This is a genomic window from Tateyamaria sp. ANG-S1 (assembly GCF_000814025.1).
Lineage (GTDB): Bacteria > Pseudomonadota > Alphaproteobacteria > Rhodobacterales > Rhodobacteraceae > Tateyamaria.
On record NZ_JWLL01000004.1, the window covers coordinates 218,777 to 234,188 of the forward strand.

At 61.0% G+C, this 15,412-nt stretch carries 16 protein-coding genes and 1 tRNA gene; 13 read left to right on the forward strand and 4 right to left on the reverse strand.

Annotated elements, in window-relative coordinates:
- Positions 1-38: 38 nt before the first annotated feature.
- The 4 genes from fsa to RA29_RS07185 all read left to right on the forward strand — a co-directional run bounded on the left by fsa (position 39) and on the right by RA29_RS07185 (position 3,351).
- A complete protein-coding gene (gene fsa, locus RA29_RS07170; protein ID WP_039684438.1) occupies positions 39-692 on the forward strand; it encodes a fructose-6-phosphate aldolase in 654 nt (217 codons plus the stop codon).
- A 294-nt stretch (positions 693-986) separates the two neighbouring features.
- Positions 987-1,694: a DUF484 family protein gene (locus RA29_RS07175; RefSeq protein WP_039684440.1), complete on the forward strand. Its 708-nt coding sequence runs from the start codon at positions 987-989 to the stop codon at positions 1,692-1,694.
- Entirely contained in the window at positions 1,691-2,611 is a 921-nt protein-coding gene (locus tag RA29_RS07180) for a tyrosine recombinase XerC (protein WP_039684442.1), read from the forward strand. Before RA29_RS07175 ends, RA29_RS07180 begins: the two co-directional genes overlap by 4 nt.
- Positions 2,612-2,661: 50 nt before the next feature.
- On the forward strand, positions 2,662-3,351 hold the full coding sequence (locus RA29_RS07185; protein ID WP_039684444.1) for a CDP-alcohol phosphatidyltransferase family protein: 690 nt from the start codon (positions 2,662-2,664) through the stop codon (positions 3,349-3,351).
- A gap of 74 nt (positions 3,352-3,425) precedes the next feature.
- Here RA29_RS07185 and RA29_RS07190 read toward each other — a convergent pair whose 3' ends face one another.
- Entirely contained in the window at positions 3,426-3,875 is a 450-nt protein-coding gene (locus RA29_RS07190; RefSeq protein ID WP_039684563.1) for a methylated-DNA--[protein]-cysteine S-methyltransferase, read from the reverse strand.
- Positions 3,876-4,009: 134 nt separating this feature from the next.
- Between RA29_RS07190 and RA29_RS07195 the strand changes: the two genes are divergently transcribed.
- The 3 genes from RA29_RS07195 to RA29_RS07205 all read left to right on the forward strand — a co-directional run bounded on the left by RA29_RS07195 (position 4,010) and on the right by RA29_RS07205 (position 6,630).
- Positions 4,010-5,242 (forward strand): MFS transporter, encoded by a 1,233-nt coding sequence (locus RA29_RS07195; protein ID WP_039684446.1) that lies wholly within the window; start codon positions 4,010-4,012, stop codon positions 5,240-5,242.
- Positions 5,243-5,302: 60 nt separating this feature from the next.
- Entirely contained in the window at positions 5,303-6,169 is an 867-nt protein-coding gene (locus RA29_RS07200) for a 50S ribosomal protein L11 methyltransferase (RefSeq protein ID WP_039684448.1), read from the forward strand.
- Positions 6,170-6,282: 113 nt separating this feature from the next.
- Positions 6,283-6,630 carry a hypothetical protein gene (locus RA29_RS07205; protein WP_039684451.1) on the forward strand — a complete coding sequence of 116 codons (348 nt, stop codon included), beginning with the start codon at positions 6,283-6,285 and terminating at the stop codon, positions 6,628-6,630.
- Positions 6,631-6,727: 97 nt separating this feature from the next.
- On the opposite strand, the gene RA29_RS07210 is transcribed toward RA29_RS07205, so the two are convergent.
- Positions 6,728-6,937 carry a DUF1127 domain-containing protein gene (locus tag RA29_RS07210; RefSeq protein WP_039684453.1) on the reverse strand — a complete coding sequence of 70 codons (210 nt, stop codon included), beginning with the start codon at positions 6,935-6,937 and terminating at the stop codon, positions 6,728-6,730.
- Positions 6,938-7,282: 345 nt separating this feature from the next.
- Between RA29_RS07210 and ruvC the strand changes: the two genes are divergently transcribed.
- The 4 genes from ruvC to RA29_RS07230 are packed head-to-tail and all read left to right on the forward strand — an operon-like array spanning position 7,283 to position 10,149.
- Complete coding sequence (gene ruvC / locus RA29_RS22375; protein ID WP_193743486.1) at positions 7,283-7,786, forward strand: crossover junction endodeoxyribonuclease RuvC; 504 nt, start codon at positions 7,283-7,285, stop codon at positions 7,784-7,786.
- Positions 7,783-8,436, forward strand: a complete 654-nt coding sequence (gene ruvA / locus RA29_RS07220) for a Holliday junction branch migration protein RuvA (protein ID WP_039684457.1) — start codon at positions 7,783-7,785, stop codon at positions 8,434-8,436. Before ruvC ends, ruvA begins: the two co-directional genes overlap by 4 nt.
- 41 nt (positions 8,437-8,477) lie before the next feature.
- Positions 8,478-9,512 (forward strand): Holliday junction branch migration DNA helicase RuvB, encoded by a 1,035-nt coding sequence (gene ruvB / locus RA29_RS07225; protein WP_039684459.1) that lies wholly within the window; start codon positions 8,478-8,480, stop codon positions 9,510-9,512.
- A 13-nt stretch (positions 9,513-9,525) separates the two neighbouring features.
- On the forward strand, positions 9,526-10,149 hold the full coding sequence (locus tag RA29_RS07230; RefSeq protein WP_039684461.1) for a hypothetical protein: 624 nt from the start codon (positions 9,526-9,528) through the stop codon (positions 10,147-10,149).
- 27 nt (positions 10,150-10,176) lie between these two features.
- Here the strand turns inward: RA29_RS07230 and RA29_RS07235 are convergent, their stop codons facing one another.
- Positions 10,177-11,304: a lytic murein transglycosylase gene (locus tag RA29_RS07235; RefSeq protein ID WP_039684463.1), complete on the reverse strand. Its 1,128-nt coding sequence runs from the start codon at positions 11,302-11,304 to the stop codon at positions 10,177-10,179.
- Positions 11,305-11,534: 230 nt separating this feature from the next.
- Between RA29_RS07235 and RA29_RS07240 the strand changes: the two genes are divergently transcribed.
- Positions 11,535-14,822 carry a restriction endonuclease gene (locus tag RA29_RS07240; RefSeq protein ID WP_193743487.1) on the forward strand — a complete coding sequence of 1,096 codons (3,288 nt, stop codon included), beginning with the start codon at positions 11,535-11,537 and terminating at the stop codon, positions 14,820-14,822.
- A gap of 28 nt (positions 14,823-14,850) precedes the next feature.
- Positions 14,851-15,300 (forward strand): hypothetical protein, encoded by a 450-nt coding sequence (locus RA29_RS07245; RefSeq protein WP_342666390.1) that lies wholly within the window; start codon positions 14,851-14,853, stop codon positions 15,298-15,300.
- Between the two features lie 15 nt (positions 15,301-15,315).
- Here RA29_RS07245 and RA29_RS07250 read toward each other — a convergent pair.
- Positions 15,316-15,389, reverse strand: a tRNA-Cys gene (locus tag RA29_RS07250).
- Positions 15,390-15,412 lie beyond the last annotated feature (23 nt).

Sequence of the window (15,412 nt, forward strand, 5' to 3'; positions counted from 1 at the left end):
AAGTCAAGCAAACGCCAAGCCATCAAGAGAGGCCGCACATGAAATTCTTCGTAGACTCAGCCGAGATTGACGCCATCGCCGAACTCAACGATCTGGGGATGGTTGACGGCGTCACCACCAACCCATCGCTGATCCTGAAATCGGGCCGCGACATCCTCGAGGTGACCAAGGAAATCTGTGATCTGGTCGACGGCCCCGTCAGCGCCGAAGTGGTCGCGCTTGAGGCTGATGCCATGATCGCCGAGGGCCGCAAACTGGCCGAGATCGCCGACAACATCACCGTCAAACTGCCGCTGACATGGGACGGGCTCAAAGCCTGCAAGGTGCTGTCGGGCGAGGGCAAGATGGTCAACGTCACACTTTGTTTCTCCGCCAACCAGGCGCTGCTTGCTGCCAAGGCGGGCGCGTCCTTCATCTCGCCCTTCATCGGGCGTCTCGATGACATGCATATCGACGGTCTGGAACTGATCGAAGACATCCGCACCATCTACGACAATTACGGGTTCGAGACGGAGATCCTCGCCGCCTCAATCCGGTCGGTGAACCACATCCAAGACTGTGCGAAGATCGGTGCCGACGTCATCACCTCGCCGCCCGATGTGATCAAGAAGCTCGCCGGGCACCCGCTGACGGACAAGGGCCTTGATGCTTTTATGAAAGACTGGGCCAAGACGGGACAGAAAATCCTGTAAATCAGGGCTTTCCGGCCCGCCTTAGCAACACACGAAGCGCAACCGGCCCCAGCGGAAAAATCCGGGGCACAGGTCCGTGAGCAGTGGCTTCGGATACCATATTCATGGGCCGCATATGACAGGGCGGGCAGGGCCGTTCACGGGGAAGTTGCAGGCGCGCTTCCCCGGTCGTAGCGTCACTTTGGAGCGGTCCAGCAACAACACGCCTGCATCCGGACAATTATTCCAAGTTCGGGGCAGATTTCGCGAATCGCCTGTGATATAAATTCTGTTAAGACCAAAAACAGGTACGGTATGAGCAGCCAGCCCAAGATTGACGACGCCTTGCGTGAGGCGATTATTTCCCGACCCGATGTCATTTTAGACGACAAGGATTTGATGCACGCCCTCATCGCAGCGAACGAGCGCGCGATGGGAGGCAATATCGTGGACCTGCGCGGCCTCGCCATGGAACGGCTAGAGGCGCGGCTGGACCGGCTCGAGGACACCCACCGCTCGGTTATCGCCGCGGCCTATGAAAACCTCGCAGGCACAAACCAGATTCACCGCGCCATTCTGCGCATGCTCGACCCCATGGAGTTCGAGGCATTCCTGCGCGACTTGGGCGGCGAAGTGGCCGAAATACTGCGCGTCGATGCGGTCAAACTGGTGCTGGAGTCGGTGCAAAACGACAAGGACCCCGCCTTGCAGCGTTTGGGCGGCGTGCTAAGCGTGGCCGAGCCCGGCTTCATCGACACCTACCTGACCGACGGGCGTGGGGGCAATGTCCGGCAGGTCACCCTGCGCCAGTTGCAAGATGCCGACCCGGAAATCTACGGCGACGATGCCACCTGGATCCGGTCCGAGGCGTGCCTTAAGCTCGACTTCGGCGACGGCCGTCTGCCGGGCCTTCTGGTCATGGGCGCCGAAGACCCGCACATGTTTGGCCCGCAACAGGGCACCGACCTGCTGTCCTTCTTCACAGGTGTCTTCGAACGCGCGATGCGGCGCTGGCTGGGATGAGCCTTATTTCCCCCGCCGCCCGCGACGCGCTGGAGAACTTTCTGGCGCACGAGCGCGCGATCAAGGGGGCGGCGGACAACACGATCACCGCCTATGGCCGCGACATCACCGAATTCCTGGCCTTCATGACCGAACACTCCGGGCAGACGCAGGGCCTCGGCGCGCTGGCAAGGATCGACACACGCGACATGCGGTCCTGGATGGCCCGCACGCGGGCAGGGGGCGTCAGCGCCCGCTCGCTGGCGCGCAAGCTGTCGGCGGTCAAAGCGTTCTATAAATGGCTCTCGGGTCGCGAAGGGTTCGAGCCCACCGCCGTCCTCAGCACCCGAGCGCCCAAGTTCAACAAGAAACTGCCGCGCCCGCTCGATGAAAGTGCGGCACGCGAACTTCTCGACATCGCCCCCCTGCAATCCGACAAACCCTGGATCGGCCTGCGCGACACAGCCGTCCTCACACTGCTCTGGGGCTGCGGCCTGCGCATTTCAGAAGCGTTGTCGCTGACCGCCGGACAAGCGCCACTGCCCCAAGTGCTGCGGATCACCGGCAAGGGCGGCAAGGAACGGATCGTCCCGGTCATCGACGCCGCACGCGACGCGGTCGATACCTATATGAACGCCTGCCCTTATGACCTCCCCGCTGACGGCCCGCTGTTCCGTGCCATCCGCGGCGGACCCCTCGCGCCCCGTGCGATCCAGAAGGTCATGGCCAACGCGCGCATGCAACTGGGTCTGCCCGCCAGCGCCACGCCCCACGCCATGCGCCACAGCTTTGCGACGCATCTTCTGAACGCAGGCGGCGACCTGCGGGCGATCCAGGAACTCCTCGGCCATGCCTCTCTGTCCACGACCCAGGCCTACACCGCCGTCGACACTGTCCGCCTGATGGAAGTCTACGCCAAGGCTCACCCCAAGGCCTGACACGTCGCGTCCGTCTTGAAACCTGTCCCGCAATCGACCATGAGACCCGAATGACTTTGCAAATGCGCGCGCTCGGCGTTCACCTTCTCACCGCCACCGGTGCGGTCTTTGCCATGCTGGCCATGCTCGCCGCGGTCGAGGCGGAGTGGGACCTCATGTTCCTCTGGCTCGTCGTGGCCTTCTTCGTCGATGGCATCGACGGGCCACTGGCGCGCAAATACGACGTGAAGACCAACGCCCCCGAATTCGACGGCGTCCTTTTGGACTTGATCATCGACTATCTCACCTATGTCTTCATCCCGGCCTTCGCCCTTTTCGCCTCGGGCCTCATGGCGGGCTGGACAGGCTGGGTCGCGATCATCCTCATCACCTTCGCCAGTGCGATGTATTTCGCCGACACGCGGATGAAGACCAAGGATAACTCCTTTTCCGGCTTCCCCGGCTGCTGGAACATGGTGGTGCTTGTGATCTTCGCACTCGAGCCGACATTCTGGGCTTCACTTGCACTGGTCACGGTCCTCGCGGTGGGCATGTTCCTGCCCGTCAAATTCATCCACCCCGTGCGCACCGAACGCTGGCGCTGGCTCAGCCTGCCGATGGCACTTGCATGGACGTTCTTTGCGGGCTGGGCGGCCTGGGTCGACTTCCATCCCGAAAGCTGGGCACATTGGGGTCTGGTGATCACCTCGCTCTATCTGCTCTTTGCAGGCATCGCTCAGCAGCTCTTTCCACAACGCTGAACCGTTTTCCGGCGCGGAAAACNNGTTTTCCGCGCCGGAAAACGAACCGGAAACCGCGCCGGTTTCCGCCACGTTCAGATCAGAAAACTACCCTCATGGCGCAAGAGCGCCACCTTGGTCTCAACCCCGCCTTCACCTGAAAATCCGGTCAGCCCCTTGGCCCCCATCACCCGATGACAGGGAATGATGATGGGAATGGGATTGCCGCCACAGGCCTGACCTACCGCCTGCGCGGGCGCACCGAGGCGCTTGGCAATATCGCCATAGGTGATGCTCTGCCCAAAGGGGATCTCGGACATGGCAGCACAGACATCGCGCTGAAACTGCGACCCGCGCACGTCCAGCGGCAGATCAAAGACCTCCAGCTCCCCCGAATCGTAGGCGCGCACCTGTTCCACTGCCGCATCCAACACAGCGGACCGATCTGCACGACCAGACACCCCCCAAGTCATGCGCACGATAGCGCCACGATCTTCTGTCAGGGTGAGGTCACCGAATTGGGTCTTTACATCCGTGCGCAGCATGACGTCACCGTGCGTCGGATAGACTGCCACTCGCAACCCGGAATATGCGCTTGCGGGCACCTGTGCGGTTTCGGACCGCCACCTGTGCGCTTTCGGCTCTCGTATTTGTGATGCAAAGGCCGTAATTCAAAACGATGGCCAGATTTGTGACACTCCAGGACGCGCAGACCTTGCCGCGATGGCAGCGCCCCACGGCGCTGCTGTTCCTGATGGCGTTCGCCATGCCCATTGGGTTCTCCGTCTGGCTGGCGCTGCTGAACAACTTCGTGGTGGACGCCGCAAATTTCGACGGGGCCGACATTGGCCTCCTGCATGCGATCCGCGAAATCCCCGGCTTCCTTGCCGTGGGCGTGATCCTCGTAATTATGGTGATGCGCGAACAAGTGCTGGGGCTTGTGTCGCTTGTCATGCTGGGCGTCGCTACGGCGCTCACGGCGCAGTTTCCGGAGATGGGTGGCATTCTCGCTCTGACCTTTATCTCATCGATCGGTTTTCACTACTACGAAACGGTCAACCAATCCCTGCAATTGCAATGGCTGCCCAAGGACCGCGCCCCGCAAATGCTGGGGTGGCTCATGGCGGCGGGCTCCACCGCCACTTTCCTTGTTTATTTCGTCATCATGATCCTCTGGGAACCGCTGGGTCTGACCTACAACACTGTCTACATGGTGGGCGGTGGCATCACGGCGGCCATAGCGATTTTCGCCACGTTCGCCTACCCGCAGTTCGAGGCACCGACCCCCCAACTCAAGACCTTCATCCTGCGCCGCCGCTACTGGCTCTACTACGCGCTGCAATTCATGTCCGGCGCAAGGCGCCAGATTTTCATGGTGTTCGCGGGCTTCATGATGGTCGAAAAATTCGGCTTCGAAGTCCACGAGCTGACCGCGCTCTACCTCATCAACCTCATGGTGAATATCCTGGTCGCACCGCTGCTGGGCCGCATCGTGGCGCGCTTTGGCGAACAAAAGGCGTTGGTTGTCGAATATGCGGGCCTCGTCTGCGTCTTCCTCGCCTATGGTGGCGTATATTTCATGGGATGGGGGCTGATGATCGCCGCGGCACTCTATGTGCTCGACCACATCTTCTTCGGTCTCGCGCTGGCGCTCAAAACCTACTTCCAGAAAATCGCGGACCCCGCCGACATCGCGCCAACGGCGGCCGTGGCCTTCACCATCAACCACATCGCAGCCGTGGGCCTGCCCGTGCCCCTGGGCCTTCTTTGGCTATTCTCGCCCGGCGCAGTCTTCCTGCTGGCCGCAGGCATGGCGGCCACCTCGCTTTGTCTCGCCCTCCTGATCCCGCGCCATCCCGTACCCGGCCATGAAACCCGGCTCACCGGCGCGCTGCCCACACCCGCCGAATAGATCGCTTGCCCGGGTAGGCGCGCGCCGCTAAGGCTCCGCGCAACCGCAACGGAGACGATCATGCCCACATGGACCGCCCTCACCACGCTCAACGGCAAGGCGCAGGCCGAAGCGCTTGGCGCAGCCCTCGAAAACCTTGATCCCGAACCCACGGGCATCGGCGTCTTCGAGGTCGAGGATGACAGCGGCCTCTGGGAAGTCGGCGCCTATTTCACCGACCGTCCCGACGACACGGCCCTCCTGTTGCTGACCACAGCCATGAACGCCAAACCCTTCACCGTCTCCGAACTTCCCGAAACCGACTGGGTCGCCCACGTCAAACGCGAGCTTGCCCCGGTCGAGGCCGGGCGCTTCTTCGTCTACGGCTCCCACGATGCGGACAAGGTGCCCGCAGGCAAACACCCCCTGCTGATCGAAGCGGCGATGGCCTTCGGCACCGGCCACCACGGTACGACGCTGGGCTGTCTCAAGGCGCTCGACCGGCTTGTGGACGCCGGTGTGATGGCGGGCAAGGTGGCCGACATCGGCTGCGGCACAGCCGTGCTGGCGATGGGTGCTGCAGCGATCTGGAACGCCGACATCATCGCAAGCGACATCGACGCCCAGGCCGTGGACGTGGCCCGCGCCAATCTGCAAGCGAACAACATGGAAGGGCGGGTCAAACTGGCCGAAGCCGCTGGCTTCGATCACCCCGACCTTGCCGGTCCCTTTAACTTGATCTTTGCCAATATCCTCAAAGGCCCCTTGATCGCGCTCGCACCCGACCTGTCAGAACGGCTTACACTAGGCGGGCACGCGATTCTGTCCGGCATCCTCAACGAACAGGCGGATGAGGTATTAGGGCACTATGTCCAGCAGGGAAACAGTCTGACCCACCGCGAAGAGATTGGTGAATGGACCACGCTGACCCTTCAAAAAAAGCCATAATTCAGCAGGGTTTTTAACGGCTTTTGACGCATTTGCCCAGATTTCGCCACATTTCAGGGCCACATGTTATGTCGTAACCGGTGGGGGCTGGTTCAGAGTTAACGAGGCTGCCGATGGTCGAGACTCAGCAACACTTTCGCAAGCGCCTGAACGGGCTTGGCCGCAAACACGCGGCGATGGCGAATGGATACACCACCAAGATGCGCGGCGACGGCCTGATCGTCGTCAAGCCGAAGCGGCATGTGCGCCGCGGTTTCCCGCTCAAAGGGCTGCTCGCCCTTGCGGCAGGGTTCTTCGTGTTCAAGGCGCTGATGCTCGCCTCGCTGGGCGAGATCACCTACAACGAGCGTGTTGCGAAGCTGCAGCAGGGCGCGCATCTCGAACAGCTCGGCTCCAAGCTGATGCAGGCCGACCCGGCCACGCAGTTCATCGCAGGGTTTATCGACCCCTTCGTGAAGTGATCCGGACGACCTTCTAAAGAAGAGCCGCGGCACCCTGAGGGTCCGCGGCTTTCGCTGTTGTCACAGCGCGTCCAATCTGGGGGAGAGTGTGGACGTCTTAGTGGCGGTTTGCCACGTCATCGATGTCGCCACGGACCAGGCCGATGTCTTCAAGCTCACGGTCGGTCAGGGCGTTCAGGGCGTTGCGGGTCATACGGGCGTCGTTCCAGGCAACCACTTGGGCAACCAGTTTGGCGAAGACGCCTTTGAATTGGCCTGCAACGGGCGCAGCGCCATACGCGGGGCGGGTGGTGTCGAAAGCAGCCATTGCAGCAGTCCTTTTTCGATATGTTTATGCCAAACTCTTCGGCGTTGTGCTGCGCATTTAGGCGCGATGAAAACTTGCTACAAGCTGTCAAATCTCATACGCGCTATGCACTGGCTGCATGACACGTTAATGCTGTAACCCTCAGAAAATATGACGAAAATTTTTGCACTTGCCGTAATTTCAGCCACTTGTATCGTCCCAGATTGACCACGCTGAGCGCGCGATGTCGAAAACGGACAACACGCATGTCGCAAACCGCGCACGCGCGTTAACCCTTGGCGGATGTTCGCCTTTCGTGCTACGCCAAGAAAAAAGCGAAATGCATTCGGGCGAGGGCGGCACATCATGCGAATTCTGGGCATCGACCCCGGCTTGCGCCACATGGGATGGGGCATCATTGACGCCGATGGCCCGCGTTTGCGCCATGTCGCCAACGGTATCTGCAACTCGACGGGCGATCACCTGTCCCTGCGCCTCCTCAGCCTCTTTGACCAGATCAGCGCCGTCATCGCGACACACGCACCCGACACGGCGGCTGTCGAACAGACCTTTGTGAACAAGGACGGGGCAGGCACCTTGAAGCTTGGCCAGGCTCGCGGCATCGCCATGCTCGCCCCCGCCCGGGCAGGACTCAGCGTCGGCGAATACGCCCCCAACGCGGTCAAGAAAACGGTTGTGGGCGTCGGCCATGCCGACAAACGCCAAGTCGGCCACATGGTCCGCGTCCAACTCCCCGGCGTCGACATCGCAGGGCCAGACGCCGCCGATGCGCTCGCCATCGCCATCTGCCACGCCCATCACGGGGCCGGACAGAGGCTCGCCGCCGCTGTCGCAAGGGCGCGCGCATGATCGGCAAACTCTCGGGCCGCATCGACTACAAGGCCACCGATCACGTGCTGATCGACGTGCGCGGCGTGGGCTACATCGTGTACTGTTCCGACCGCACGCTTGCTGCACTCCCACCCGTGGGCCAGGCCTGTGCGCTCTTCACCGACCTTGTCGTCCGTGAAGACCTCATGCAGCTCTTTGGCTTCCAGACGCTCGTTGAAAAGGAATGGCACCGCCTTCTTATGTCCGTGCAGGGCGTGGGTGCCAAAGCCGCGCTGGCCATCCAGGGCACGCTTGGCCCCGACGGCGTCAGCCGCGCTATCGCTCTTGGCGACTGGAACGCGGTCAAGGCGGCCAAAGGCATCGGTCCCAAGATCGCACAGCGCGTTGTGCTGGACCTCAAGGACAAAGCACCGTCGGTCATGGCAATGGGCGGCACCGTGGCTGAAGCCACCGGTGACGCCCCCGCCGAAGCTGACGTGATCGAGCCCGTCGCCGTCGCCACCCCGCCATCCTCGGCACAAGCAGACGCGCTCTCCGCCCTCGGCAATCTCGGCTACGGCCCATCGGACGCAGCCGCCGCCGTCGCCCAGGCCGCAGGCGAAGACCCGCAGGCCGACACCCCCGCGCTGATCCGCGCCGCGTTGAAACTTTTGGCTCCGAAAGGGTAGAGGGTGGGCGGAGGACACCTCCGTCTTACGATTAGGACATCATGACCGACGCCTCCGACCCAACCCTGCGCGGTGCGCCCCTGCCTGACGATGATGCGGGTGGGTTCGACCGCGCCTTGCGCCCCCAACTGCTCGAAGACTTCGTTGGCCAGGCCGAAGCGCGCGCCAACCTGCGCGTCTTCATCCAGTCCGCGAAACAGCGGGGCGAGGCGATGGACCACACCCTGTTCCACGGCCCCCCCGGTCTGGGCAAGACGACGCTCGCCCAGATCATGGCGCGCGAGTTGGGCGTGAACTTCCGCATGACCTCCGGCCCCGTGCTGGCCAAGGCGGGTGACCTCGCCGCGATCCTCACCAATCTCGAAGCGCGCGATGTCCTCTTCATCGACGAAATCCACCGCCTCAACCCGGCGGTTGAGGAAGTGCTCTATCCCGCGATGGAAGACTTCGAGCTGGACCTCGTGATTGGCGAAGGCCCTGCAGCCCGCACCGTCCGCATTGAACTCCAGCCCTTCACGCTAGTCGGTGCGACCACCCGTATGGGCCTGCTTACTACACCGCTCCGTGACCGTTTCGGCATCCCGACGCGCCTGCAATTCTACACCGAAGACGAGCTGTTCACGATTGTTGAACGCAACGCCCGCACCCTTGGCGCCCCCGCAGACGAAGGCGGCGCACGCGAGATCGCCCGCCGCGCCCGCGGCACCCCACGCATCGCCGGGCGGCTTTTGCGCCGTGTTGTGGACTTTGCCGTGGTCGATGGCGACGGCCGCGTAACCCAAGAACTGGCCGACGCTGCTCTCACCCGTCTGGGCGTCGATCACCTCGGCCTCGATGGCGCCGACCGCCGCTATCTCAAGCTGATGGCCGAGCATTATGGCGGCGGCCCGGTCGGCGTCGAAACCCTCAGCGCCGCCCTCAGCGAAAGTCGTGACGCATTGGAAGAGGTGATTGAGCCCTATCTGCTGCAACAAGGCCTGATCCAACGCACCCCGCGCGGCCGGATGCTGGCCCAACGCGCCTGGCGCCATCTGGGCCTCGAAGCACCACGCCCCACAGGTGATCTGTTCGATTAATCAAAGGTTAACGATGCGACCGGACGACATAGAAGCGCTCTTCACCCGCGACAGCGGCGACTACACCTTCGCCCGCTGGGGCCGCCCCCTGGCCCCGGTAGTGTTCGGCGTGCAGGAAGAAACCCTCGGCGTGATCAAAGGCGCCGTCGAAGCCGTGTGCCAACTGGCCGGCCACGAGATGGCCGAGACCGACCCGGAGCTTGGCTCGAACTTCATGTGGTTCTTTTTCTCCGACTGGGCAGAGTTGCCCGAGGTCCCAGGCCTCGACCGCCTCGTTCCCGACCTCGCGCCCTTGGTATCGCGCCTGCAGGCTGCCGATGCCAACCAATATCGCATCTTCCGCTTTGACGAGGCAGGCGCGATCAAGGCCTGTTTCGTGTTCCTGCGCATGGACAAACATCTGAGCGCTGTCCCCGCGGAGACACTCGCGCTCAGCCAGACGGTGCAGTCCATCCTTCTGTGGTCCGACCTGGCCTTCCGCGAACGCTCACCGCTCGCGGTGGCCGGTGAAACAACGGTGCTGCGGCCAGACATCGCGGGCCTAATCCGCGCGGCCTATGTTCCGGTGATGCCGGTCTGTGCCGACGACCCGTCCCACGCGCTGCGCCTGAGCGCGCGGGTTACAGCCACCAGCTAGCCCTTCCCTGCGGGGACAGATCCAGCATCAACCGCCCAACCGGCGCAGCAACTCCGGCGAGGGATCGCCGGTTGCCGCCAATCCTTCGTTCGTCTGGTAGGCCGTGATCGCGGCGCGGGTGTTGTTGCCAATCACGCCATCCGCGCCACCCGTGTCGAACCCGCGCGCTGTCAGGCGGCGCTGGAGCTCAATGCGGTCGTCCTTGGTCAGCCCGAACTGGTCGGGTGGGAAGCTCCCGCGCAACGGGCCACCGCCTGCGATGCGGTCGGCGAGATGACCGACGCCGATGGCGTAGCTATCGGAGTTGTTGTAAGTTTTGATGACGCGGAAATTGCGCGTCACAGCAAAGCGCGGGCCGCCCGGTTGGGGTTGCAACGCGCCATCCTCCGCTTCGCGCCCCCAGCTTTGTCCCGACTGCCAGCCATTGCGCGACAGGTACGCGGCGGTGGAGGCTAGGCTGTCGCTGGGGTCGTCGGACCAGATGTCGCGCCGCCCGTCGCCCGTGAAATCCACGGCGAACGTTTGGTAGGACGTCGGGATGAATTGCGTGTGCCCCATGGCACCCGCCCAGGAGCCGGTCATGTTCGCAGGTGTCACGTCGCCCGATTGCAGGATGCGCAGCGCTTCGACCAATTGCCGTTCGAAGAACGCGCCACGGCGGCCGTCAAAGGCGAGGGTGGAGGTGGCGGAGATCACCGGCACGTCGCCACGCCGTTCGCCGTAGAAGCTTTCCAAGCCCCAGATTGCGGTCACGATGTTGGCGGGTACGCCGTAGCGCGCCTCGACCGCGTTCAGGGTCGAGCGGTGGCGGTCGAAGGCGGCGCGGCCTTTGGAGATGCGTTCGTCCGAGGCGGTGATTGCGAGGTAGTCTTCGAGCGTGCGGGTGAACTCGGTCTGGTTGCGGTCGCGGCGCACGACGCCGGGCAGGTAGCCGGTGCCGCGAAAGGCGGCGTTGAGCGTGGATTGCGAGATGCCTTGCCCTTCGGCGCGGCTGCGGAAGCTGGCGACCCATGCGTCGTAAGCGGCGTTGGGGGTGGGGCGCAGGTCCGCGGGCAGGCCGGTGGTGGCCAGGCTGCTGACCGGTGCGGTGTCAGCGCAGGCGGAGAGGGTTACGGCACCTAAGCCGAGCAGGAGCGTTCTGCGGGTGAGGGTCATGTCAGGCGCCTGTGTTCTTGTGACTGCTGGGCGGAATCTTAGGCAAGTCGGCTGGGTCTGCAAAGGCTTTGTATCTGCCTTTGACGGCGCCAAGCTGACTTTCGCTGCCCATGTGACATGAACCCGACGCAACGACCAAAGCGGACATCCAAAACATAGTCTCCTCACAATCTTGCTGCACGGCATTCCAGCAACTGCTACCCTTCGCGAAAACATCAGGACGTTTCGATTTGAGCAGTGAGATCGCAAGCCAGGGCAGCCTATTCACGTCCGACTTTTTGACTGAAAGCATTCAAAGCGTTTCCGAGTGGAATACCCTTGGCGATGCTGATCTCGACCAGTTCGGTGCGTCTCTTCGAGCGGTCTTTGATGGCTTCCCGACTTCTCAGACACCTAACGAAAGCCAGACGGAAGATGATCTGATCTGGCCCATCCTAGAAGCGCTTGGCTGGACACAATCCCTTCGCCAGCAAAACCTATCGCCGCGCAGCCGTGAAGACGTGCCGGATGGTTTGCTTTTTGAGAGCGCCGAAGCAAAGATCCAAGCGAACGGCTTTCCCGAAGAATGGAAGCGCTACGAGTTCGGCCGCGCCGTGGTCGAATCCAAGAGATGGGCGCGGCCACTTGATCGCCGCTCCGGCCGGCGCGGGGAAGAGACCGCCCCGTCAACCCAGATGCTGCGCTACTTGCGTCGTATCGACGACATCACCAACGGCACGCTGCGTTGGGGTATCCTGACAAACGGCTCGAAATGGCGGCTTTACTTTTTGGGCGCGCGATCGGTATCCGAGCAATTCTTCGAGCTTGATATTGCCGCGATCTTGGACCTGCCAGGGCACAACGACGGGCTTTTCGCGCTCAATGCGGCCGATTGCCGTCACTGGCTGAAGGTCTTCTACCTTGTATTCCGGCGCGAAGCGTTCGTGCCTGCGGGCGCTGATCCGCGCAGCTTCCACGAAAAAGCCCTTAAAGAAGGCAAGTTCTACGAAGAGCGCGTTGCCGAAGACCTCTCGAACAAGGTTTTCGGTGAAGTGTTCCCCGACCTCGTACGCGCCATCGTAAAGGCTGCGCCCGATGCTGAACTCCAGGAAGTGCGTGAAGCCGCACTCATCCTGCTCTACCGCCTTTTGTTCATTCTTTATGCCGAAGACCGCAATCTATTACCGGTCAAGGACACGCGTTATGACGACTACGGGCTGCGCAACAAGGTGCGCCTCGATGTCAAAGAGCGTAAAGACAAGAAGGATATTTTTTCTGAGTCTGTTGCGACTTATTGGAGCGCAGCGACTGAACTATTTAGGATCGTCGATGAAGGAGATTCATCAATCGGTCTGCCACCATACAATGGTGGGCTTTTCAATCAAGAACGACATGCGATCCTGACTAATATCCGTATCCCTGATGCGGTCATGGCGCGCGTGATCGACGCATTGTCGTTCGAAGTGACGCCAGACGGGCGAAAGTATATCAACTATCGCAACCTTTCGGTACAGCAGCTTGGCTCGATTTACGAGCGGCTTCTCGAATACGAGGTGACGCGCGACGGCGAAGACATCACTGTTCAGCCCAACATTTTCGCGCGTAAAGGATCGGGCAGTTATTACACTCCGGATAACCTGGTCCAGCTCATCCTCGTAGAGACACTTGAGCCGCTTGTCGAAGAGCGCAAACGCGCCTTTAGGGACAAGATCGCAAAGCTAGCACAGGGCGACTTGCCCGATCATCGCAAGATCGGCCAGCTCAAGCGCCTCGATCCCGCGACTGAGCTTCTGGACCTGAAGATCTGTGACCCGGCCATGGGCTCAGGCCACTTCCTTGTGACCCTAGTGGACTTCATGGCCGACCAAGTGATCACTGCCATGGCTGAGGCAGAGCTCGATGCGCCCGAGGAATGGGGCGACTACATTTCTCCTCTTGGTGAGCGCATCGACACAATACGCAATACCATCCTTGCCAATGCTGACGAGCGGGACTGGACGATAGACGAGGAACAGCTCGATGATCGGCACATCATCCGGCGTATGGTACTCAAACGCTGCATTTATGGCGTAGACAAGAACCCAATGGCTGTGGAGCTCGCCAAGGTGGCGCTGTGGCTGCACACGTTCACCGTCGGTGCCCCGCTTTCCTTCCTCGATCACCATCTTCGCTGTGGTGACAGCCTTTTTGGCTCTTGGGTGAAGAAGGGTATCGACAAGGCCGCGACGTATGGCACGCCACTCTTGCTTCATGAGCCGATGAAGCGCGCCCTGCGAGCAGCATCCAAGATGCCGATTGTTGAAGGGCTGACCGACGCGGAGATTGCCGAGGCACATCGATGGGCAGACGTTTTTGCCGAAGTCGAAGACATGACCGCGCCGCTCGATGCGTTGCTCAAGTTGATCCATGCAATCGACTGGGTCGACATCAAGGGCAAGGATCAGAAGACAGCGTTGCAAGCTTTCTTTGACGGCGAGTTTGGCGACCCGCTCGATATCGCATTGGGAAAGCGAAAGCTCACAAGACCCAAGGCAAAGGCCGCGGATGAGACACTTAAAGGGCGCATGAGCGCTGCTGAAAAGTTCGATTTGTTTTCCAATGTATTTTTGCAAGCGCAGGTTCTCATTGCTGAGGAAAATTTCCTCAACTGGCAAGTGACCTTCCCTGGAATCTGGTCGGATTGGGAAGAAGACGAGCTTACTGGCGGTTTTCATGCAGTGATCGGCAATCCACCATGGGACCGCATGAAGCTTCAACAGGTTGAGTGGTTTGCAGAGCGCCGTCCTAAAATTGCCATGGCAGCGCGTGCGGCTGATCGTAAGAAGATGATCGACGCCCTGGAAAAGGCAGATGATCCCTTGGCCCAAGACTATGCCAAGGCGTCCGAGCGGACAGAGGCTGGAACACGCATGGCGCGCAAAGGGGGAGACTTCCCCTTGCTATCCGGCGGAGACATAAACCTTTATTCGCTCTTCGTTGAGCGGGCGATGACCGTGGTTAAACAAAACGGACTTATAGGTCTGCTAGTTCCTTCCGGTATTGCGTCTGACAAGACTGCCGCGCCTTTCTTTAAGGGAGTGGCTACAGAGGGACGACTGAAGACACTCTACGACTTTGAAAACGGAAGGCAGGGACGAACCGGCGGGCCATTTTTCCCAGACGTTCATCGAAGCTTCAAATTCTGTGCGTTGGTCGCCTCACCAGCTCCGACAGAGTATGCAGCCCAGTGTGCGTTTTTTCTACATGACGTGTCCGACCTTGTGGAGGAAGGTGTCAGGTTCTCGCTAAGCGCTGATGACTTCGCACGCGTAAATCCGAACACCGGAACTGCGCCGATTTTCCGCTCAAAGCGTGATGCCGATCTGACAACTGTCGTTTATGATAACGCTCTGCCATTGGTCGATCGATCTTCGGGCACAGAGGTGAAAGCATGGCCGGTGAAATACCTGCGCATGTTCGATATGACCAATCACTCAGGCTTGTTTCGAACACGCATAGAGCTGGAAGAGAAGGAGGCGGCTTACGCGCGGCAACCTTGAGAGCTTTGAAGGCTTAGAGCGTTTCCGGGTGAGGACACAGAAACGAGGGCGTGTGGCGCATATCCCGGTGACGCCAGAGCTTCGGCAGTTGATTGATAAAACACCTGCGGATCAGCTTGTTTTGTTGGTCAATGACCGAGGCAAGCCGCTCCAGCCAACATCGGCCAGCCGAGCCATCACACGATACCGGGACCGCATTGCAGACAAAGTCAGCGATCCATCTCTGAGGCTGCAAGATACACGCGGAACAGCAGCCACTAGGCTCTTGCGGGCGGGCCTAGGGCTTAACCAAATCGCAAATCACATGGGTTGGTCGCTTCGCTACGCCGCCGCCGTGATCGAACATTATGCCGCCGTTTCGCCTGCTGAGAGCGCGGAAGTCCTCGACTTACTGAAGCGCGAAAAGCAGCGTCGCGAGAGCGAAACTATAAACGCAACTGTAAACACCCCCTCAGGGGCACAAGAAGGAGACAGCTAAGTGTTTGAAAACAAATGGAGGCGAGTACCGGAATCGAACCGGTGTACACGGATTTGCAATCCGCTGCGTCACCACTCCGCCAACTCGCCATCCGTGGTGTGATCGGGGCGAT